Below are 21,988 nucleotides of genomic sequence, written 5' to 3' on the forward strand. Positions count from 1 at the left end.
CAGCCAAACGGCTAATGGCGCGGCCAATACGCGTGTGCGATGCTGATCGTGGTTGTCGAACTTAGCCGAGCACTGCCTTGCCGGCTTTGGTGCGCACGGGCGGCCTGAACAGTTTGACGGTGCGAATTGCCTGGTCGTCGCTGCGCATGACCTCGAGTTTGACTTCGCCGATCTGCACACAGACGTCGCCGTCGGGAATGTCTTCGAGGATTTCGAGGATCAGGCCGTTGAGCGTTTTGGGTCCGTCGGTGGGCAGCTTGAGTAGCAGCCAACGGTTCAGTTCGCGCAGCGGCATGCTGCCCGCCACGATGCATTCGCCGCTTTCGTTCCAGCCGCCGCGCGAGTTGGCGCTACGCGGAATCGAGGTCGTGAATTCGCCGATCAGCTCTTCGATGATGTCTTCCGGCGTGACGAGCCCTTGCAGTTCGCCGTATTCGTTCACGACCAGCGCCGTGCGATGCCGGCTCTCCTGGAAGTATTGCAGTTGCTGGAACACGGGCGTCCCGCTCGGCACGAAGTACGGCTCGGCCAGCAGTTCACGCAGCGTCTCGCGCTCCAGTTCCTGATTGTGGAGCGCGGCGAGCGTCTTGCGAACATGCAGCACGCCCAGCACGCGATCGATATCGCCTTGGTAGACGACCAGCTTGTTGTGATAGCAGGTCTCGAGTTGGTGAAGGATCTGTTCGAACGGCGCGTCGAAATCGAGCGCTTCGATGCGGCGGCGCGGGATCATCACGTCGTCGACGGAAATGTTTTCGAGGTCGAACAGGTTCAGCAGAATGCTGCGGTGCTTGGTCGGCATGAAACTGCCGGACTCGAGCACGATGCTGCGCAGTTCTTCGGTGGAAAGCCGTTGATCGTGAGCGCCTTTGGTATTGATATGCAGCACACGCAAGATGCCGTTCGCGAACAGGTTGACGAACCAGACGAGCGGCTTGGCGACCCGCATCATCGGCGCGATCAGCAAACTGGCGGGCAGCGCGATTTTCTCGGGAAAGGTGGCGCCGACGATTTTCGGCGTGATCTCCGCGAACACGATGATCAGGAACGCGACAATGCCGGTCGCGATCGACAGCACCACGTTATTGCGGCCGAACGTGTGCAGCGCGATCGACGTGGTCAGCACCGGAATGATCGTATTGAACAGATTGTTGCCGATCAGCACGACGCTCAGTAGCTGATCGGTGCGCGCCAGCAGACCTTGGGTGGTCTTGGCACCGAGCGCGTTCTGATTGGCAAGATGTTTCAGGCGATGGCGGTTGAGGGCCATCATCGCCGTTTCGGAAATCGAAAAGAAGCTGGAGCAGATCAGCAGCAGACAGACGGCGCCGATCTGCGCCCATAAGGGAAGTTGTTCCACGCGTCGTGAAAGATAGGGGAAAGGATGGAGAGAATATAGCAGAGGGGCCGCGGCGGAGCCTTGCGGGGCGCGGAGCGTGGGCGCGAACGGGGGTGCTCGACCGCGCCATTCCTCGAGCTTGATCGAACGGCTATTTTTACTTTTGACCGGTTTGCAGTTGCAACGCCCGGACCCAGGTGCCTAATGCGTGCATGTATTCCGGAGTAAAGCCGGCTGTCGCTGCTACGTTGGGTTCAACGCCCGCGCCGTTCAGGAAGGCTTGCGCAAGGGCAAGAACGAACGGTGTCGTCGAGGGTTCGTGTTCGGCGATCGGCTGGCTCCGCGACGGCACGATCGGCGTCTGCGTGTTGACGCTGCAGTCCGGTATGGTGACGCGCACGATGCAGGCCGAGCCTTTCTTCGACCGTCCAAAGGCGCCGCCGTAGCCGGTCGGTGGCGTGTCCGGACTAATCCTTCGCGCGGCCGGGGCATCGAACGCCGCCGATTCTGTCGTCGGGACGATTTTCAGGCGCAGATGGCCGTCGAATTCGGGTGTGTCGTCCCGAATTGCATAGCCGGGCGCGTTGTCTGCCTGCAGTCCGCCGAATGCCGAGGCTGGCTGCCCCGCGGGAACGAGGTCGGCGAACAGGTTCGAGGGAGCCGCTTCAGGCCACGTCGCATCGTTCCAACGCGTGCTCTGCCAGTGCGATGTTGGCGCACCGAACAACGCGAGTGGGTCCAGCGGCGTGTCGAGCAGATCGTGCAGGGACTCCGGCGGTCCACCTTCGATTGGTAGGTCGTCGGCCCGCACGGGCGGCGGCGTCGTTCGTTGCAGGGGATTGGACGCGATGGCTGCAGCTTGGGTGAGATCGAGCGGGCCGGTTAGCGCAGTCCCAGTCGGCAAGCGCCACGCCGGTTGCGCAGCGCTCGCCCAAGCCTGCAAGACATAGGCGCCGATATTGACGATGTCGCCCGCCTGCAATTCCATCTCCTCGCGAGGCGCGACCAGTTTGCCGTTGACGGCAATTCCCGCATGCTCGCTGGTGTTGAGCAGGCGCCCGCCGTCACTCGTCGCGCTGACGAACGCGTGGCGTTGGGCCACCGTGCCATCGTCGTCGGACAGCGTCAGCTGGTTGTCGCTGGCGCAGCCGATCGAGCCGCCTGCCGCATCGAAGATCGTGCCCTGATCGTTGGCGACGGCCCGACCGTGGCACGCGAGGATCGTCAAGCGAAGACAGGAAGAAGGCATGGCGAAGCGTCCTCATCGTGAGTGGCGTTACGACGGACACGAAAACGCGTCTATCTGGGGCAGTCGGAACGGGTTGTAACTGCTGCTCGCGGTGACTCGCAGCGAGAGCTTGCGACCGTGGAAATCGAAGCTGGCGATGAAGCTTTCGGGCGTCGCACCCGGTGTGATGCGAGCCTTGTCGAGCATGCGATAGAGCGCCCAGGGGCCTTGTGTCTGTAAGCCATCGGTGCCGGTCGGCGAGCTGATTTGCAAGCTGACGAGACCCGTGCCGCCGAGATTGGGCCATTTCAAAGTGGTGGGAATTTGCGGGCCGTGTGCATAGCGGATCGTCTGGCCGTCGACATCCAGCGTGTACTGAGCGATGCCCGGGTCCAGGTCGAGCGGCGTCAACTCGACCTGCAGCGAAGGTACCGTGGCAGTGCCGGAGAAAAATACCGTGCGGATCAGGTCGGCATTCTGGAACGAACCCGCGAGGCGGGCGTCGCTTGACGTGGTGCCGGTCGCATTGCGTCGGAAGCGCCAGCGGCTGCCGCTGATGTCGATCTGCGATGTCAGGTTCTTCTGAAAGAAACTGTCCATCAGGCCACCCGGTGCGAACAGTTTCGAGAAATCGTCGAGCGCGACGTCGCGGGGCGAATTACGCGCGAACGGATAGCGTCCGGCGATCATATGTTGGCACAGGCGCCCAATGCTGCCCTGCGCATCCTGCGTCAGATTCGCGCGCGTGGCACCGCTGATTTGCGCCGAACCGGTGCGCGACAAGTCGCTGAATATGTCGCGCAGCGGTACGGGCAGGCGTCCCGCGTCGGCTTGAAGGGTGTTGAACACGTCGGTTTGCGGTGGCGGGCTGCCGTCGTTCAAAGCCGCGCCCGCCGATGTCAGATAGCTGTACAACTGGTCGACTATTCGCAGACTGCTGTCTAGCGGCGCACCACCTGCGCCACTGGGGGCGCCATCGGTCGAGGCCACGAGTCGCCGCAGCGGTTCGAAATGATTGTCGACCACGGCTTCAGGCCGCTCGTCGCTCACCGGTTGCTGCGAGTCGGCCATCGCAGCGTTCCCGAACATTGCGACGAGCGATCGTCTTGCCTCGCCGATGCGCCTCCGAATTCCGCCGGTCGCAGCTTGCTTATCCGGCGCTTTACGCGAGCGCAGCAGGTGGGTCTCGTTGGCGGCAGTCGACAAAAACTGTTTGAGCGGTGAATCGGGCGCCGACAGCGTGCGCGCGATCTGTGTGCTTTGCGCGATCGACTTGCTGGCGATCAAGGTCAAATCACTGAGGTAGCTGTCCCACACGTCGATATAGTCGTCGAAATACGCTCGTCTGACTTCGAGGGCGATACGCTGATTGTCGATGCCCGGCGTCGCGTCGATACCGAGTACCCAGGGTTCCTCTTCGCGCAGCTTCGATACGGCGCCGATCACGCGGCCGTCGAACACGTCCCGGTAACCGTGGTAGGTGTACAGGCGGTTGATGCCCTCGGTCAGCGGCTTGCCGCTCGCGCGCCGGAAAACCAGCGCGGCCTGCGGACCGCCCGCACTGACGACGGTGATCGGCGCACCTTGCATCGTGCGCAACAATTCACGGCGTATTAGATGGTATGCACGCTGTGCCAGCGGTTCATGCGCGAGCCGCTCACGCACGGCGCCGACGAGCGGCGCGTCGAGCACAAAAGACGAAGTGACGGGACGCGGTTCGAACAGGTTGGTCAGATGCGCTTCGAGTCGCGCGCGTTCGTCTGCCCCGACGTTCGACGGCAGCGTCTTCTCTGCATCGAGCATCAGCCAGGCGGCGAGGAAATTGCCGTCGTAGTGCGCGACGTCGTGAAGCATGAGATAGGCCTTGAGCGCGTCGTAAGCGTACTCGGGATCGGTGAGCGGCGCATTGGCCAGTATCGACTCGAGGTGAACGGCTGCTTGCGGCAGCAGCTTTTCGGCGAGTGCCCTGCGATACATTGCGTCGCTAGCGGCGCGGATTCTTTGGCCCTGATACAGGCCCATGCCGTAGCGCAGCGACGTCGGCGCACCGATCTCGAACCGCTCGCTGCGTGGCAGGTCTTGCAGTGCATCGAGCAGCGGCACAAGTGGCGTCATGGCGCCGACGCTCGACGCGACCGGGCGGGCTGCCTGCCGATTGAAAGCGGCAACACGCGAGTTCACTTCGTCGAGATAGGCGCGGTTGTTCAGATAGCTGTTGGTCCAGCCGATCAACAAAGCCAGCACGATCCCACCAGTGAGCAGAGCCATTGCTGCGTGGACGATCCGTCGCCGCCGACGCAACGCGCGGCTGACCTCGGCGAATCCAGCGTCAGCGAATAGCGCCTTGCTTAGCAGCTGTTGGAGGAAGTAGCCATGCTCGCGTCCCGATCCGGTGTGCGCCGACGGTTGTGCCGCTGCGATCTGCAATTGCGCTCTGACGGGGTCGAGTACGCGATCGATCACCGCCGTGTCCTGCCGCGCGCTGGTGAAATAAACGCCTCGCAACTGCAGATTGGTCTCCAGGCGCGATGGACGAAACAGCGCCGTACAGAAGTCGTCCAGACTCTCTCGCAGACTCGCGAACTGTTGAGGAAACAGGAAAGCGCGCGCGCGGCTGTCGCGGTCGGGGTCGGCGATCAGGACATCGCGTAGTCCTTCGTGCAGGCGCTGGGTCAAGGCGTCGAACGCATGGCCGAAAGCATGATTGGCGGTCGCGGCGTCACGCGAGAAAGTCGTGCCCCACACCTGCGCGCGGCCGTCGCGATTCAGGCTCGAAAAATAGTCGCTGAAGCCGCAGATACGGTCCATTTTCGTGAAACACACGTAGATCGGCACGCGCAGGTCGAGCCTCGTCTGCATCAATTGCAATGGCTGGCGCAAACGCGTGGCGTAGGCCACACGCTCCGGTTCGCTCAGCGCGACCAGTTCGTCGACGCCGACCGTCAACAGCACGCCATTGACCGGCTGCCGACGTCGGTGTTTGCGCAGCAACGCGAGCAATTCGCCCCATTCGGCGCCGCGGCGTGCGGTGTCGTCAGCAGCAATCAGATAGTGGCCCGGCGTATCGACGAGCACGGCGTCGTTGCAAAACCACCAGTCGCATTGACGCGTGGGCTCGACACGACCGGCGGCGCGCGTGGCCTGCTCGACCATCGACAGTTCGAGGCCGCTGTTGGCGAGCGCGGATGTCTTGCCCGCCGCGCCGCCACCGACCACGAGATACCAGGGCAGGCGGTACGTGTATGCGCCGCTTAGCCGGTCGAGGCACGCGCCGAGCCTGCCTCCAGACGAGCTGGCACGACGCAGCAGATGCTGCGCCTCGCGAAAGCGGATGCGCAACTCAGCGATGGCTTCACCGTGACCGCTCGAGTCGGTGCGCTCGCGTATCGCGGTTCGTCTTTCGCGTCGGCGTGCAAACAAGCGTCGGAGGAAAATCATCGGGGCGTCGCCTGAGAGAGGTTCTGGCGGTCTTGTCCGACGGGGAACACCATGATTTCGACCCGCCGATTGTGGGCGCGACCCACTGCCGTCAGATTGTTGTCCACGGGTTCCGCGTCGCCGCGTCCGACTGCCGAGAGCGTGCGGCTCGGATCGAGTCCTGCCGCACGCAACCATTGGGCGACTGCGGCGGCGCGGGCCTGCGACAGCGCGAGATTCGACGCGAAGTGGCGATCGCGAATCGGCTGATTGTCGGTATGCCCGGTAATCACGATCTCGCCGTCAAGCTGGTTGAGTGCGTTGGCGACACGGGCGAGTACTGGCAGAAGAGTGCGATTGGCGACAGCGGATCCGGAATCGAACAAGGCATCGCCGCGCATCGCGATCACATCCCGATCGGCTTCGCCGCGCACGGCAAGCGCGCCGCTGCGCAGATCAGCAGCCAGCCTTTGCTGCAGCGTGGTCGATGTGCCCTGCGCGAGGCCGCCTACATCGGGAAGCCGCATCGCGTTGATGGCCGCGTCGGTGCGATCCGCGTGTGCGCCCAATATGGACGCGAAGCCGATGTAACCCGCCACGGCGCTTGCACAGGCGCTCGGCAGCCATATCCAAATCGGCCACCCGCGACGCATCGCGACCGCCGACGCGCGGTCGTCTGCTTGCCACGCCGGCGACAGCGCTTGCCCATAGCCACGACCGATTTCGTGCAGCAGTTTGTGCAGCCGCCGCGTGAGCGTTTCAAGCTGTGCGGCGCCGTTCTCGGTGACACGGTAGCGCCCCTGAAAACCCAGCACCAGGCAGTAATACTGCAGTTCGAGCAAGTGGCGGTGCTCGCGCGGACTGGCGGACAGCCGCGCCAGCAACTGGAAAAACTTTTCGCCGCCCCAGGTCTCGTTGTGAAATGCAACCAGCAGACTGTGCGTCGACCACACGCCACCGCCGCCCCAGGGTGCGAGCGCCGCTGCTTCGTCGAGCGTCGTGCACAGACAATAGCGGGCGCCGACGATCGTCTCGACAGCAATCCCCGCCTGTTGGGCACGGGACTGAAACTGCCGGATCTGATCGACCAGATAGTCGCGTAGCCGCTCGGGCGCTAACGCTGTGCTCGTGCGAATTTGCGCAAGCAAATCCAGCAGCGGATTCGCGGCGGCGACGAGTGAATTGCGGGCAGTCGGATCGGAGGGTTGCATAGATTTTTAGTCGGTGCGCGTGGCGTCAACCGCGAATCGCCCAACATTCCATGGTCAGACCTGGCAGATCGCCGGCGACATGCAAAGCGAGACCACTGGATTTCTCTAGTTGTTTCCAGAGTTCGCCACCCGTATCCAGTTCGAAGTAGTGGTAGCCAGCGTGATAGGGAATCTGCCGGGGCGCGACCGGTAGCACGCGTAGCGCGATGCCGGGAAGATGCAGATTCACGAGATCGGAAAGCCGCTCGGCGGGGCCGATCTTGACCTGTGCCGGATAGCGCGCACGCATCGTCTCGGCGGGCAGATCGGCGTGCACCGCGAGAACGAAGCCGGCGTGGCGAATCAGATCCGGACTTGGAATCCGCGCGACCCACACGCGATGAGCGCGTTCCTGTAGTTCGATGGCGACCGCATTCTGTTCAAGTACCGTCGACAAGGCCCGTCGCAATTCGGCCATCAGGGGCATGAAGCTGTGTTGCAGATCGTCGTGCCGGTACTCGGGGCGAACCGTGGGGCGGCGTTCGTCCGTTGTGTAAGTGCACAAATCGAAGGCGAGCCGCAGCCATTGCTGAAACAGTTGCTCGGGATGGCTTCGGCCGCGTGCGCACGCGTGCCAGGTGTCGGCTTGAGCGCGGTTGATCAGAGCGAGCAGTAAAAAATCCGCGACCTCCGAAACGCCGCCGCGCCCCGCTCGCGACAGGCGCTGCGCCAATGCGTCGCCGCGCTGTTCGAGCAGCCCATGCAATTCGCTGATGTAGTTGGCGAGCACGGCATGCTGATCGGCGATCAGCATCGGCGGGATGTAATGTTTGTCGAGCACCAGATGGTTGTCGCTGCGTCGTTCCACGACGCGCAACAAGCCGATCGCCTGCCATTCGCTGCCGAGTTCCGACGCGAGCGCGAGCCGCACCCGTGGGCGGGCGATCTGCACGCAGGCTGGTCCCAGCGCAACGGCGTTGCCGTCGGCGATCTCGCGCGCGTACGCGCTGTAACGCGCCAGTGAACCGGTCTGCTCTTCGAAAAGGGTGTCTTCGCCGCCCGGTCTTTTGAGCGGCAACGCGAGCATCACGACCTCGTCGTTGACTGCGGCCGGGATGTCGAGCGGTGCGGGTAGTTCGTCGGCGCCGGTGAGCAGAAATGGCGTGCCATCGGGAAACACGCCTTGCGCCATCGACAGCGACACCTTGCCCAACGCGAGCATCTCGTGATCGATCTCGATACTCGCGAAGCCCCAGAATGCGCTCTGCAATCCGAGACAGCGCAAGTAGACATAGCTTTCGAGGTAGCGCTCGAATTGCTGGAAATGCTGTGGCCGAAGATACATGCCCTCCGACCAGACAACCTTGCTGCGCAAAGCGCCTGCGTCCTTCGGCGGAAAATTGGCGTGGTTCATCAATGGGTCCGATCCAGGGCTTCGACGGCGAGGCCGTTTTCGTTGAGTTTTACGCGCACCGTGAGTTGTTCTGGCGAGAACGGCCGGAATGAAAAAATGCTGGTGCCGTCGCGGGCAGGCAGTGCAAGGGTGGTTTTCCAGACGCTTCCGTTCAGCTCGCGATAGCCGGCGACGATGCCCAGTGCGCGTGTCTGCGCGCTGGCCGTCCGCTGGATCAACCGGTGTTCGCCCGGCAAGAGGATCACCTGTTCGAACGAAACGAGGTCGTCGCCCAAGGTCGTTTTGGCGTTGTCCTGCAGAGCGGAGAAACCGCCTGCCTCGAATGCCGCAGTCGATTTCAGGCCATAGATGCCGACGAGAATCGGCGCGGGCCTCGCGTTGCTGTCCGGATTCACGCGTGAACTTGCGTTGAGGTAGAGGTCACAGGGCGTGTCCGTGCTCTGGGACGTCGACGAACAGCCCACTAGCAGGATTGCCACGGTTATCGCGGTCAGCGCACGCCATTTCGGGTCGACCATGCGTGGGTCAAGCCGCCAGATTCAGAATGTGCGTCTGGCTGGGCGAGGTGCCGGTGCCGACGGCATTCGTCGCGTTCTGCTGCGTGGGGTCGCTCATGCGGGTGGTCGGCATGCCGTGCAGCAGGACCGTATTGGCGCCGTTGATGTTGCGCGAGGTCGAGCACACCGTGCCGGACGCGACGCCACCCATCGATCCGGCTGCGTCGCCACTGGTGACCGGAATGAGCGTCGCCAGATTGTGCGCGGGGGCGCCGGCAATGAGAATGTTGCTGACGTTCGGGATGGCTTGCACGCGCTGTGCATTGTTGTCGTAGGCGACGGGCACGCCGACCGGTGGCGTTCTGTTGACGCTGATCGCGTCGTTGGTGCCGCCTGCGCTTGAATTGACCATGACCATGCGATTCTCCTAGCCGAGATGGATATGCTGGGCGTCGATCTTCGACAGGCGCTCGGCGGTCAGCAACGCGTGCTTGCCATGCAGACGCACGCTTGCGGAGGCGGCGTAGTCAAGATGCGCCGAGCGCACGTGGTCGACGGTTTCGACCGTGCGGAAGCTCGCCTTGCTGATTTGCACGACGCGTTCGACGACTGTTTCCAGGGTCTTTCCGATCAGCCGCAACGCGCCGATCCAGCCTTGCAGTTCGACGCAATGAAGTGATGTTTTTTTAACGATCAAATCGGCTTCGTCGACGTTCAGTTCGAGATGGTTGCCGTGCACCTTCACCTCGTTTTCGCCATGCAGATGAATGCCTTGTGCCGCATTGAAGCGCACCGTGCCGTTCGATTCGAACGTCAGATCGCCGTCGATGTGAATGCGCGCTGCGCTTGCGTATGGGCGCTCGAGAATGGCCAACACGTACGGGTGTTGCGGATCGACGCGGCTGATCAAGACGCGATCGCCGATCTCGGGTTCGAGCAGGCAGCTATGGGCGCGTCGGCAGGTGAGCCTGGCGTCGCCGCACGATACCAACAGCCTGTCGTCGCGTAAGCGGCTCCGGATCGTGCCGAGGGTTTCGCCGCTTAGCTCTGGCTGCGATGTTCTCAAATCTGCGAACGTTGATTTCATGTGGGCTCCGTGGGCTCGATGGGCGTCCGGCGTGCGTCCCGTTGCGCCGACCAAGCTTCGGCAGCGCACAGAGCCGCATCGGCGTCGGCGACGCCGATGCGGCCTTGCCAAGGCGGTTCGCATGCGTCGCTGTCCAAGGCGGCGCGCGCGCCATGAAAGCGGGTTCGTTCGAATCTTGCTTGTGTAAAGTCGGCACCGGTCAGTTGGGCCGACGAAAAATCCGCGTCTTCGAGCCGTGCGTGAATGAAGCGCGAGTCGCTCGCGTCGGCACCATGGAATACGGCGCCGGCCAAATCGGTGTCGGAGAAATCTGCCCCATTGACGTCCGCCTCAGCCCAGATGCTACGAGCAAAGCGCGCACCGCGGCACTGCAGACCGCCCGCATTCGCACCGAAGAAATTGGCGAATGGCGCGTCTACCTCATCCATGACGGCATGCTCGAGTGCAGCGGCCTGAAAATTGCAATGCGGCATCTGCGCGGCGGTGAAGTCGGCGCGGCGCAGGTCCGCTCCGATGAATTGACACTTCCGGAATATCTGTCCGCGAAAAACCTGGCCCGCGAGATTGGATTCGCTGAATACGGCGTTGTCGAAATGCGAGCGTGCAAAGTCCACTGCGCGCAAATCGGTTCGGTGGAAAAGGACTTGGCGATTGACCGTGGCAGTGAAGCTGGCACCTTGCATGGACGTTTCATCGAAGAGCGCGCGCGTGAGTTGCGCCGAATCGAACCAGCAGTCGCTTAGCTCGCATGTCAGAAACGCGGCGCGTGTGGCGCGCACATCCGAAAAGCGCGTGGCGGCTGCGCGTAGGCCATTCAACCGGCAATCGTCGAGTGTGCTTCCGGCGAAGCTCGTACGGACCAATTCGCCTTTCAGGAAGACGCTGTGAGATAGATTGGCGCCGGAGAAATCGACATCGATGAACACGCATTCGTTGAACACGCAGTCGGTGAGTCGTGCGCGCGCGAGTCGTGTTCCGGTGAAAATGACGTTGGCGAAGATTCCGCCCGATAGATCGAATTGATCGAGCACGAGCGCCCCCAGCGAGCGTTGCTCGACGATTTCGCCGTTGCCGATCATGCGTTGCAGTTGGATGGCATCCAGACTCATGACCGCCTCGCCGACGGGTGCGTGACGGCTTGTTCCAGATACGCACCGTCGAGTCGAGTGGTGTGATCCAGCGACGTTTCTGCGAGGTTGGCGCGGAACAGGTTCGCCTCTCGCAAATTCGCGTGCGGCAGAATCGCTCGCCTGAGATGGGCGCCGATCAGATCAGCCCGAGCGAGGTTGGCGCCGCTTAAATCGGTGCGCACCATGTAGCCGTTGATGAGCTTCATGTCCTGCAAGTCCGCTGCTTGCAGGCTGGCGTCGGAGAAGTCGCTTTGGCTGATCCGGGCGCCATTGAAACTGGCGCCGTTCGCGCGGGCCTGGCGCAGATTCACTTCGCTGAGGACGGCTCCAGCAAAGTCCGCTCGTTCCAGCACGGTGTCTTTCACGAAACAGGCTTTGCTCAAGATCGCCCGATCGAACCGGATGTCGTGGGCGAGCGTTTCGACAAGGCCGAAGCCCACGATGTCTGCTCTCGAAAAACTGACGCGTTCGATCTGACATTGGATGAAAGCGAGTTTGCGGATACGTGCCTGGCCGAAATCGACGTCCTGGAAAACCTGTTCGACGAAGACGAGGTCGCTTAGCGTGGCTTCCCGGAAATTGACCATATCGAAACGACAATCGGTGAATCGGGCCCCTTGGATCGATGCGCGCGGAAACTTGCACCGCTTGAATTGCGTGCGCTCGAACAGGCCGCGGTCGAGTGTGGCACCGCTGAAATCTGTGTCGTCGCATTGAGCGAGCGACAGGTTGGCGTTGTCCAGGCGCGCCCCAGCTAACGAAGTTCGCACGAGCGTGGCGCGCACCAGCACCGCTGAGCTCAAGGTGGCGCCGGTGAGATCGGCGCCGGTCAGGTCGGCGCTTTCCAGCAGGGCTCCGTCGAACAGCGCGCCGCGCAGACTCATGCCGCTCAGATCGGCGCCCGTCAGATCGAGGTTCGCTAGCGATTCGCCATTCGCGTACATGGCGGCGACGCGCTCGCGCACAGCGTGTGCCGCGGCCGCCTCGAGGCGCGGCGCCGCATCCTGATGATGCGCCGTGTGCAGGTAGGTTGAGCGCAGTTTGCGGTTGGCATCGCGCACCAGGTCTTGCAGGTCGATGCGATTGAACTGCCCTGCGTGCGCGCCGTCGAGAGACAGCTTGGGTAGGCCGTGTCGGGGTTGAGGTTGCGGGCATCGCGCTGCATATTTCGTTTCGATTTCGCGACGCGCCGTTTCCAAAGCGCAGAGTTGTTGGTCGGCGAGTTGCTCTTGATGTTGCACGAACTCCGCCAATTCCTCGACACGAGGCGGCCGCGCCGACTCGGGCGCGATCGCGAAAGCGACGGGTGCTAAGCGGCCGCTTAGGGATCGAGCGGAGACGGCGACCCGGTCGGCCTCCTGTTGAGCACGATGCAGAAGATTGCGCTGCAACGCGCCTCGGGTCGGGGCCGCGTTGGCTTCGCTCGTGTCTTCGGCTTGTACGAGCATCGACTCCGGCATGAGATCGCAGTCACGAAGTGCGTGCAAGGCGCCGCGGTTGCGGTCCATGCGCAGGTCGAATACGCGACGATAATGTGCGAGGGACCTGGCTTCCAGACTCGATTCAGCGCCGATCAACAAACTGGCCACATCTTGCGCATCGAATTCCTCGATCGCTACCGTGCCGTGGAAGATCATCACCACTCGCTCGCGATGCGGAATGAACCATGCTGTTGTCAGGCGCATAGGCACCTCGTTCAGGGTGTTTTCGCTTACCCGTTGAACGAAACAGCGGACGCGCAGCGGCGGCAAGCGCCGGTGATGACTTCTCGCTCGGGATGCATATGCGCAATCTCGTACTCGACGCCGTCGGGCAAGGCGGCGTGCTCAGGCAATTGCTGATCTGGTGGCGCGATATTGAAATAGCGTCGATCCATCGTGCGCGGAAAGCCGGGACAGTCTTCCTCGAGCCATTGCTGATCGAGTTGGCCATAGAACTGGTTGCGCTGTGGCCAAGCCGGGGCAACCGGCGTATAGGCTGCCGGCGCGGCGGTTTGCTTGCGAGAGCCAAGAGTGGTCGTCGCGTATTCGAGGTTGGGGAGCGGTTGCGGTTTCTCGCTTTTGCCGTCTATGGATGCGTCGGAGAATCCACGTCCCACTGGATTGTCCGGATATCCCGCGCCACCATACGCAAGCGGCCAGTCGAGCGGCAATGATTCGAATCGACGCGATACTGTTGGTGAGTCGCCGTTCCACTCGCGGTCACCGGACACACGCAGCCGTTTTTCGATCCCCCCGAAACGGATACCGACGTGGCAAGTGTGCGTGCCCTCGCAATACTTGCCGTAGGCGTGCGCGGAGACGAGAAATTCCGCGTGAGGTTTGGGCAACGCAGCGTCGAGCGGGTAACCCATCAGCTCTTCGCCGACCGTATCCCACAATTCGGATTCGCTGACGAGATGCGGCATCTCACCGAGTGTCGCCATCACCGGGACGGCCACGCCGAGATGTTCACAGCCCGCTGATCGGTAAGAACGCGTGAGTATGCCAAGGGGCGTAGGCTTGATAATTTTCATATCGAATCGGTTGGCGTGGCTGGCGTTAAAACGTGACGGACAGGCCGACGGTGTTGTACGACACCCCCGTTGCCGAAACGCTCAAGCCGGTGCTGCTGACCGAGGTTCCGGTCGATGACCCGGAGTTGCCTGTAGCGCTGACGCTCGAGCCGGTTGCGCCGACACTGGAGCCCACCGTCGTCACGACCGATCCGAGCGCGTCCATCGTCGAGCCGACTACGCCGAATCCCGTACCGAGCACGCCGATCTGGTTGAAGACGAACGATTCCTGCGTTCCCAGGACGATTGCGGTGGAGTTGCCGTTGACCACCGTGGCCGAATTGCCGCCGACGCTTTCCGTGGCGTCGTTCTCGACCGACACGTCGTAGTCACGCTCGGCATGCAGGCACATCTGTTCCGCGCCTGGCTTGTCTTCGAAGCGAAGCATGTTCGCGTTCTCATGGGAGCCGCCGGGAGTGCGCGTGACGAAGCCGCTTTGAGTCGCGGCTGCCGGCAGGGCGAAAGGCGGCATCTGATCGGCGTTATAAATGCGACCGGTCACGAGCGGCCGATCGAGTTGGCCGTTCAGGAAATCCACCACGACCTCCTGACCGATGCGAGGAATATGAACGCCGCCATACTGACTGCCGGCCCATACGCTCGACACGCGCACCCAGCACGAGCTGTTTTCGTCGCGCTTGCCGTAACGGTCCCAGCGAAATTGCAATTTCACCCGACCGTATTGATCGGTCCAGATATCCTGACCCGCCGGCCCCACTACGACGGCGGTTTGCGGACCGGAGGCCCTGGGCGCGGGGGTGGCACTCGGAGCTCGAAAAGCCAAAGAGGCAGGCTGCGCGACGAAATCGAAGTCGTAGCGGGCGTCACTGCTGCCGGTGACATAGCCACCTTCCTGCAGACGGTAGTTCACGCCGACTACAAGGTAAACGCGGTTTTCCTCCTGCCTTGGATAGTCTTTCAGTGTGAACAGATAGCCTGGTGCGATGGCGCGCAAGCGCGAGTGCGCATGAATGCGTGCGTGTCCCGCCTGTTGTTCCTCAAGCCGAACGCGAGCGTAGTGCTCGCCCTGGTCCGCTTCGATATAACCGCCTTGCCACTGGTACTTGCCATAAGCACCGTGTTCGGCGTTTAGCGGATTGGCGCGCCGCTGTGACAGATCGGCGCGCGGCTTCCTGAAGTCGTAATCGTCGACGACGTAGGCACCTGAACAGAGTTCGGTTGCCGGATGCCATTGGTCCACGCCCTCTTCAACGGACAATGCAACCCGGTCGGGCGGCAGATAGGGCAGCATTGCGTAACCGGGCAGCGGATCGTGGGCACTCATGTCGTCGACGAGGACAAGCACCTGCTGGTCCGCTTCATGGCGGAAGTAGTAGTAGATGCCTTCCTGCTCCATTAACCTGCTGACAAACGCGAAGTCGCTCTCCTGGTATTGGACGCAGTACTCCCAGCTGCGATAGCTGGCGAGTAATCGCTCGTCGACCTGGAATCCATAGGTCTCGAACACGCTTCGCAGAATGTCCACCACCGACAGATTCTGGAAACTACGACAGTCTTCGGTCCTGGTCAGGTACCAGAGCCAGGGACGCAGCGTGACCGTGTAGACATAGGTCCGCGACGTAAGGGTTTCTCGGCCTGTGAGCGCGCAATGCACGATATGGCCGCCGAGATAGCGCACGCTACCGTCGACCGTTGCGATCTCCAGCGTCAGCGGTTTGCCGAGCAGGTCATTCATCTCGATCGATACCGAGTGGCTGACCAGTTCCACCTTGAATTCATACAGCGACGACAGCGACTCCTCACCCTCCAGCGAGCGAAACTTGAGCATGTCCGGATCAAGCGGCGTGTGAGCAGTAATGATGTGGTTCATGACAGGGTTCGTAGAGGAAGATCGGCCGGGTTGGTGAAAGCAGATTGGCGGGCACTCAGGCCGAGCATGTCTGCGACGAATACGCTTCAGGCTGATAGACGAATTCGTCGGCGTCACCACCGGTGCCATGACGAGTGCCGAGCCAACTTCCCCAGCCCAACGGCTGGCCGGGCCCCAGACTGTTGCCGTGCACCTGACTCGCGCTCATGACGAGTCGCATGTCCCACGCCCATTCAATGCCTGCGTAATGGCGTACCCATTCCACCACTTGCCGCGAGCGTCGTGTATCAGGCAGGAGGTCCCGATACTGTTCGCGCGAGAGCGGCCCGACGCGCAACTCGAATTTCGATTGGACGTCGCGCACGGCCTTGCCGAGCATTGCGCCGCACCCAAGTCCGGTGCCGTTCGACGACGTGCGCAGCCTCGTGCGTTGGCGCGGTCCGACTGGTATCCAGTGCGGCACGAACTCGACAATTTCGACGGGCACGCCGAGAAACGCACATAGGATGTGCTGAAGCCCGACGGGATTGCGTGTCTGCCGTACCAGGTGTCCGGCCATGTAATAGCTCGCATGCGCGGCGATCCCGTTCGACTTCAATTGCGACGGCAGGCCTGCGTGAATCAGGCTCGCGATATAGGCGTCGAAGCGCGCTCCTGGTCCACCATCAAGGCTGACGGTCGGTTGAGCGTCGGCCCAGGCGCGATAGAACAGTAAGATCAAACGGTGGTGGAACAGATCGGCAAATGCGCTTAGCGTGGAGTCGCCGTGGTGGTGAAGGCGGTCGTAGGCGTATTCGGTGAGATGCAGCGGCAAAGGGCCATTGGGGCCGAACAACCCGAAGCTATAAATGGATACGCGAGCCGGTGCCCCATCCTGTCCTGGGGCAGCCGATGCCAGAGTCGCGGGCGCAAAGGCCAGCGATGCCTGCTGGCCGATGCGCAGTGGCTCGTCGCCAGGGTGCGTCGCCCGCCCGAGGCGCACGGGCATGCCGGCGCGCGCATCGAGCCAGCGCAATAGGACGTAGAGGTCGAACGCGTGCGGCGTATTCGAGACCTGCTGCCAGAAAAGTTGCAGTGACGGGGCGATGGCGGCTTTCATGCGGTCGGGCGACGTCCGATTCGTGGTGCCCAGCGCTTGACTTCTCCGCGCTGCAGCGTTGAGACGACAAGTTCGCTGAAGCTGTTCAGCGACACATGGCGGGCGAAGAACTGTTCCAGCACCGCGCCGAACAGATAAGTGCTGGCGCCGGCGAACGCCATCTCGTCGAGCAGTAGCGAAATGCATACGCCTCGTCCGAACATGAGCGGACCCGGCTGAGGCAATTGGCGATGGACGGGTTCAACCTGCACGCTGCGAATGCCCCGGATTTGCGGTAAAGGGTCCGCGGACGCTGCACCGGCGTAGAGCCCTAGCAACTCGCGCAGCGACTGCGCACCCTGATTGGCGTCGAGGTCGGTCAGTGTTTGATAGTTCAATCCGAGATGGCTGATGAGCCGCCAGGTGATTTCACCGTCGGCAAGGGCCGGACGCGGCTGACCAGGACCGTGAAGTACCTTGATGGCCGCGACTGGCGCGGACACTTGCAGACTGAAATCACTGGTGCCGGTGAGCGGAATCCTCGGGGCGAGGCCGCGATTGGTACAGAGCGCCTCTACCGAGAGATGGCGTAAGTCGTCGGAAAACGGTGCGTTGGATTGATCGACCAGCGATAAAAATACCTCACTTCCGCTGTAACTCGTGGGCGCGTCGCCACGACTTCGTAGTGGGCTCAGAAGGCGCGGTTCGCGACGTGTCGAGAAATAGCAGCCTTGATTTTGTGAATCGTCGGAGCGTGCCCCGTAGAAAGGGCGAAATTCACACTCCCTGCCTTCCTGTTGCGAGTGGCCGGTCACCTTGTTGACGCTGTGCACCTCATAGTCGAGCGGTCGGGTGCGATCCACCACGATGTGATGCTCGTGGCGCTGCACGGATAGCGCGATACGGTCCGTACGTTTCGGGAACAGGTTGATGACCGGCGTACAAAACAGCGAGAGGCTCCCGATGTCGATCGAGCGCTCCAGTTCCGGCGCGGTTTTATCGAGCAGGATAGTCAGCGAAAAGGCATTGCCCTTGATCGTTTGCAATGTCGCGCGCAGATGCCGGATACTGAAAAACAGGAAGCGCACTGGAAATGCAAAATATTCGTGCAATAGCCGATATCCGTGGAACGAGCGCACGCCTTGAGGTAGGAGTGCCTGGGCTGCATCGAAGCCCTCGTGGCGGATGGCGTCTTCGTCCAGCACGGAAGCGTCGACTTCGTCTTTTGTCGCACCGTGGCACACCACGCCGACGCTATGTGCGAGCACCAGTTCCAGTAGTTGAAGTGCCTGAGGTTCGGCGTCGCTGCAGAAGAAGGTCAGTTGGTCTAGCGGCAATTGGTTCACCCTGGCGCCGCCGCTGACTTCGAATCGCAGATGCAATGCACCACGCACCGCTGTGCTTGCGTCACGAAGATTTAGTCGCGATAAGGGCAAGTCGCAAGGCGCGCCGCCTAGCTTCACCGCGGCGAGGCGCAGCGGCCAAAGCGTGAGAGCGTGAGCCGTGCGGAATTCACACGCTGTCTGTTCACCATCGGTGAGCTGGGCGCGCAGTGGCGTGCCGGCCGGCAACGTGTAACCCGCTTGCAGATTGCCTTCACGCAGGTTCGGCTGCACGGCGACGATAGCCGCTGACGGCAACGGCGCCAGATAGTTCGGGTAGACGACATCGAGCAGACGCTGCGAGAAGCGCGGGAACTCGGCGTCCATCTTCAGTTGAATGCGGGCGGTGAGAAAACTGAAGCCTTCGAGAAGCCGCTCCACATAGGGGTCTTTGACGTTGCCGTCATGCATGCGGAGGTGGCCTGCCACCTTCGGAAAGGCCTCGGCGAATTCCGCCCCAAGCTCGCGCAAGTAAGCCAGTTCACGGTTGTAGTAGTCGAGAAGGCGCGCGTCCATTACGGCTCCCTACGCGAACGAAGGGTGAATTGGCCACTGTCGAGATCCAGTTCCGAGCGAGCGAAGAACGGCCGAGGCGATTGGCTTTTCCAAAGCTGTCCGCTAATTTCAAGCGACAATGTGTTGGGCGGGCGCGCAGCGGACGGCTCCGCCGCGCAGCGAACTTCGAGGCTTTCGGCAAGGATGCGTGGCTCGAATTGAACGATCGCCGCGCGGATAGCGCTCTCGATGTCGGTAGAACTCGTTGTCAACGCTCGCGTGCCGTTCAATGTGCCCACGCCGAAGTTCACCACCGACTGTTGCACGTGTGAGTAGCCGTCGAGATCGACGATCGATTCGATGCTCGGGCTGTTCATCAACCAGCCGAGATCGCGCAGAATCGAGTCACGCATCTGCGTGTCCGATGGCGCGGGCGATCTGCAAAAATCGGACGCCGTTTGCGAGCGATCACTCGTCAGGCGATCGAGCAGGGACGGCTGGGCCTCGTATCGCAGATCGCGATATACCTCAGTCGAATCTCGTCGCGTGCGCAAGGATGGTGGACTTTTCACAGACATTCTCGTCGGCTGGCAGCCATACGGGCGAAAGCAGTTGCATGCCCGTACGACACATTAAAAGATGAAAAAGGCCTAAACCTCACGGTTCTGCTTGATGTCCCACGCAAGTACGCTTTCACCGCCGCGAGTACCTTGGTCGGTCTGTTCCCAGTACTGTTTTTTGACCTTGGCGGCCTGGAACGCATAGCTCACCTTCACAGCTTCGGAATTTCTCGCGGCGTCCTGCTGGACAGAAGTGACGAGAACTTCTGAGAGCGTGATTCGCAAATATTCGACTTGCGATCCGCCGGCTTTACAGACCGAGATTTCGACGCTGGGCAAGTGTTTGCCGTTGGCGCAGTACTTGAGAACCGCCGGGGACGCTTTGTCCATGAAGGTCTCGACGTGCAGGTCGTTAAAGCTGACTTTGCCGATGCCGCCGCCGCTGCCGGTCGCCATGCTCCCGGGCTGTTCCGCACCCCAGGAGTAGGACTGGATGTCGATCCATCCTTTGTGGTTGGCGTCTTTTGACTCGCCGGTTACGCCGTCTACCCGCATGTACATATCGACTGACATTTTCTAGCCCTTGGTTGATGAATCGATCACGATGTTCAAAGCGACTGTGTCGGCCTATCGCTATTCTTCAGCGCCGGCAATTTCGACACCAATCTCAAAGAGACGGTTAGACCTTCCAGTTGGTAGTGAGGGCGCAGGAAGAACTTTGCGCCGTAGTAGCCGGGGTTATCCTCGATGTCTTCCACGACGACGTGCGCCGCCGCCAATGGTTTCCTTGCCTTTGTGTCTTGCGAGGAGTTGACGGGATCGCCGTCGACGTAATTCATGATCCAGTTGTTCAGCCACGACTCCATCTCGCCGCGTTCCCTGAACGAACCGATCTTGTCGCGTACGATGCACTTCAGGTAGTGCGCAAAGCGGCAGCACGCAAATAGATAGGGCAGGCGAGCGGCCAGTCTGGCGTTGTCGGTAGCAATCGCATCGTGGTATTCGGCGGCCTTTTGCAACGATTGCGCGCCGATAAACGCAGCACAGTCGGTGTTTTTCCGATGCACGAACGGTATGAAGCCGTTCTTTGCCAGTTCGGCTTCGCGGCGGTCGCTAATGGCGATCTCGGTCGGACACTTCATGTCGACGCCGCCGTCGTCGGTGGGAAAGGTATGGGTAGGCAGATCCTCTACTGCGCCGCCTGATTCGACGCCGCGGATCGACGTGCACCAGCCGTAGTGCTTGAACGACCGATTGATGTTGGTCGCCATGGCATATGCCGAGTTGATCCACGCATAGCGCTCGTGCTTGGCGCCTTCCGTGTTTTCCTCGAAGTCGAACGCATCCACCGGATTGCCCCGCACGCCATAGGGGATTCGGGCGAGGAAGCGCGGCAGAGTCAGGCCGATATATCTGGAATCGTCTGACTCTCGCAGATGACGCCACGCCGCATATTCGCTATTCTGAAAAATCTTGGTGAGGTCGCGCGGGTTCGAGAGTTCTTGCCACGATTCCATTTGCATGACTGCCGGTGATGCGCCGGCGATGAACGGGCAGTGGGCCGCGGCCGCAATCTTCGCGATTTCACCGAGCGTTTCCACGTCGGGGGGGCTGTGGTCGAAATAATAGTCGCCGACCAGACATCCAAGCGGCTCACCGCCGAACTGACCGTACTCTTCTTCGTAGACTTTCTTGAACAATGGGCTTTGATCCCACGCGACGCCTTTATGGCGTTTGAGCATGCGGCCGAGTTCTGTCTTCGTGATCGGCATGCAGCGGATCTTGAGCAACTCATCGGTCTCGCTGTTGTTGACGAGATAATGCAACCCGCGCCAAGACGATTCAAGTTGCTGAAAGTCCGTGTGATGGATGATGGTGTTGATCTGCTGCGACAGTTTGCGGTCGATCTCGGCGATGACAGTCTGAATAGTCTGATACGCGTCATCGGACATAACCACTGCATGCTCGAGTGCCTGCAGTGCCAGCGTTTTGATGGCCTTGTCGATAGCGCCCTGAGTTTGCCCGGTACGCGGATTGAATTCCTTCATCAATAAAGCCGAGAAATCATCTGCCGCCAAAGTTGCACTGACCGATTCCTGATCGATGGATTCTGTGTGGTTCACGGCGATCCTCCCAAAGTTGTTTGATGAATGGCTTTCGTCCGGCGAGGCTATCGTTTGCCCGAACTCTCGCTTTCATTGGGCGCAAAGGGTGTTCCTTCAGGGGGAAGGGATGGATCCGCGAGGGCCTTGAGCAAAGCCGGGTTCTTCAGTGCCTGGTTTAGCAATTCCTCGGCGCCGCTCTTTCCGTCCATGTACGAGAGCAGGTTCGACAACTGAGATCGTGCTTGCAGCAATTGATTGAGCGCGGGGATCTTTCTCGCAATCTGAGCGGGGGAGAAATCGTCCATGCTCTCGAACGTGAGATCGACGGCCAGCATCCCCTCGCCGGACAAGTCGTTCGCGACGCCGAGCACGACACGCGGCTGAATTGACTTGAGACGGTCGTCGAAATTATCGATATCGATTTCCATGAACTTGCGTTCTTCAAAGTCCGGCAATGGCTTCGCAGACTTGCCGGCTAGATCGGCGAGGACGCCCATCACGAACGGGATTTCAACTTTGCGTTCGCTTCCGTAGATCTCGATGTCGTACTCGATCTGGACGCGCGGTGCGCGGTTGCGGGCGATGAACTTCTGACCGGTTGCTTTGGCTTTCGAAGCGTTCAGATGGGCCATGTTTGAGCTCTCCACTGTTTTGACTGGCTTGTTGTACGGCGTAGGCGCG

At 61.3% G+C, this 21,988-nt stretch carries 16 protein-coding genes and 1 pseudogene; all 17 read right to left on the minus strand.

Annotated elements, in window-relative coordinates; genetic code table 11:
* Positions 1–61: 61 nt before the first annotated feature.
* The 17 genes and pseudogenes from FQ705_RS05910 to tssB all read right to left on the minus strand — a co-directional run bounded on the left by FQ705_RS05910 (position 62) and on the right by tssB (position 21,939).
* Positions 62–1,360 (minus strand): HlyC/CorC family transporter, encoded by a 1,299-nt coding sequence (locus FQ705_RS05910; RefSeq protein WP_144138478.1) that lies wholly within the window; start codon positions 1,358–1,360, stop codon positions 62–64.
* Between the two features lie 136 nt (positions 1,361–1,496).
* Positions 1,497–2,588 carry an FHA domain-containing protein gene (locus tag FQ705_RS05915; protein WP_144138479.1) on the minus strand — a complete coding sequence of 364 codons (1,092 nt, stop codon included), beginning with the start codon at positions 2,586–2,588 and terminating at the stop codon, positions 1,497–1,499.
* A 27-nt stretch (positions 2,589–2,615) separates the two neighbouring features.
* A complete protein-coding gene (gene tssM / locus FQ705_RS05920; protein ID WP_144138480.1) occupies positions 2,616–6,005 on the minus strand; it encodes a type VI secretion system membrane subunit TssM in 3,390 nt (1,129 codons plus the stop codon).
* Positions 6,002–7,195 carry a type VI secretion system protein TssL, long form gene (gene tssL, locus FQ705_RS05925; RefSeq protein ID WP_144138481.1) on the minus strand — a complete coding sequence of 398 codons (1,194 nt, stop codon included), beginning with the start codon at positions 7,193–7,195 and terminating at the stop codon, positions 6,002–6,004. Before tssL ends, tssM begins: the two co-directional genes overlap by 4 nt.
* A gap of 25 nt (positions 7,196–7,220) precedes the next feature.
* Positions 7,221–8,588: a type VI secretion system baseplate subunit TssK gene (gene tssK, locus FQ705_RS05930; RefSeq protein ID WP_144138482.1), complete on the minus strand. Its 1,368-nt coding sequence runs from the start codon at positions 8,586–8,588 to the stop codon at positions 7,221–7,223.
* Positions 8,588–9,106, minus strand: a complete 519-nt coding sequence (tssJ, locus tag FQ705_RS05935; protein ID WP_144138483.1) for a type VI secretion system lipoprotein TssJ — start codon at positions 9,104–9,106, stop codon at positions 8,588–8,590. Before tssJ ends, tssK begins: the two co-directional genes overlap by 1 nt.
* 7 nt (positions 9,107–9,113) lie before the next feature.
* The gene (locus tag FQ705_RS05940) at positions 9,114–9,503 is read right to left on the minus strand and encodes a DUF4150 domain-containing protein (RefSeq protein WP_144138484.1); all 390 of its coding nucleotides are present in this window, start codon (positions 9,501–9,503) and stop codon (positions 9,114–9,116) included.
* Between the two features lie 9 nt (positions 9,504–9,512).
* Positions 9,513–10,172 carry a DUF3540 domain-containing protein gene (locus tag FQ705_RS05945; RefSeq protein WP_186307802.1) on the minus strand — a complete coding sequence of 220 codons (660 nt, stop codon included), beginning with the start codon at positions 10,170–10,172 and terminating at the stop codon, positions 9,513–9,515.
* Positions 10,169–11,281, minus strand: a complete 1,113-nt coding sequence (locus tag FQ705_RS34910) for a pentapeptide repeat-containing protein (RefSeq protein ID WP_144138486.1) — start codon at positions 11,279–11,281, stop codon at positions 10,169–10,171. The genes FQ705_RS05945 and FQ705_RS34910 overlap by 4 nt, the downstream gene beginning before the upstream one ends.
* Positions 11,278–13,817: pseudogene (locus FQ705_RS05955) on the minus strand (DUF2169 domain-containing protein). Before FQ705_RS05955 ends, FQ705_RS34910 begins: the two are co-directional and overlap by 4 nt.
* Before the next feature lie 25 nt (positions 13,818–13,842).
* Entirely contained in the window at positions 13,843–15,687 is a 1,845-nt protein-coding gene (locus FQ705_RS05960) for a type VI secretion system Vgr family protein (RefSeq protein WP_144138487.1), read from the minus strand.
* 55 nt (positions 15,688–15,742) lie between these two features.
* A complete protein-coding gene (gene tssG / locus FQ705_RS05965; protein WP_144138488.1) occupies positions 15,743–16,786 on the minus strand; it encodes a type VI secretion system baseplate subunit TssG in 1,044 nt (347 codons plus the stop codon).
* Positions 16,783–18,663, minus strand: coding sequence for a type VI secretion system baseplate subunit TssF (tssF, locus tag FQ705_RS05970; RefSeq protein ID WP_144138489.1), 1,881 nt, complete (start codon positions 18,661–18,663; stop codon positions 16,783–16,785). The genes tssG and tssF overlap by 4 nt, the downstream gene beginning before the upstream one ends.
* Positions 18,663–19,220 (minus strand): type VI secretion system baseplate subunit TssE, encoded by a 558-nt coding sequence (gene tssE, locus FQ705_RS05975; protein ID WP_144138490.1) that lies wholly within the window; start codon positions 19,218–19,220, stop codon positions 18,663–18,665. The genes tssF and tssE overlap by 1 nt, the downstream gene beginning before the upstream one ends.
* A 72-nt stretch (positions 19,221–19,292) precedes the next feature.
* Positions 19,293–19,775 (minus strand): Hcp family type VI secretion system effector, encoded by a 483-nt coding sequence (locus tag FQ705_RS05980; protein ID WP_144138491.1) that lies wholly within the window; start codon positions 19,773–19,775, stop codon positions 19,293–19,295.
* A gap of 35 nt (positions 19,776–19,810) precedes the next feature.
* The gene (gene tssC, locus FQ705_RS05985; RefSeq protein WP_260854402.1) at positions 19,811–21,307 is read right to left on the minus strand and encodes a type VI secretion system contractile sheath large subunit; all 1,497 of its coding nucleotides are present in this window, start codon (positions 21,305–21,307) and stop codon (positions 19,811–19,813) included.
* A 65-nt stretch (positions 21,308–21,372) separates the two neighbouring features.
* Positions 21,373–21,939 (minus strand): type VI secretion system contractile sheath small subunit, encoded by a 567-nt coding sequence (tssB, locus tag FQ705_RS05990; RefSeq protein ID WP_144138492.1) that lies wholly within the window; start codon positions 21,937–21,939, stop codon positions 21,373–21,375.
* Between the last annotated feature and the right edge of the window lie 49 nt (positions 21,940–21,988).

Origin of the sequence: Paraburkholderia sp. BCC1884 (assembly GCF_900996225.1) — a bacterium.
In the GTDB taxonomy this organism is placed as follows: Bacteria; Pseudomonadota; Gammaproteobacteria; order Burkholderiales; family Burkholderiaceae; genus Paraburkholderia.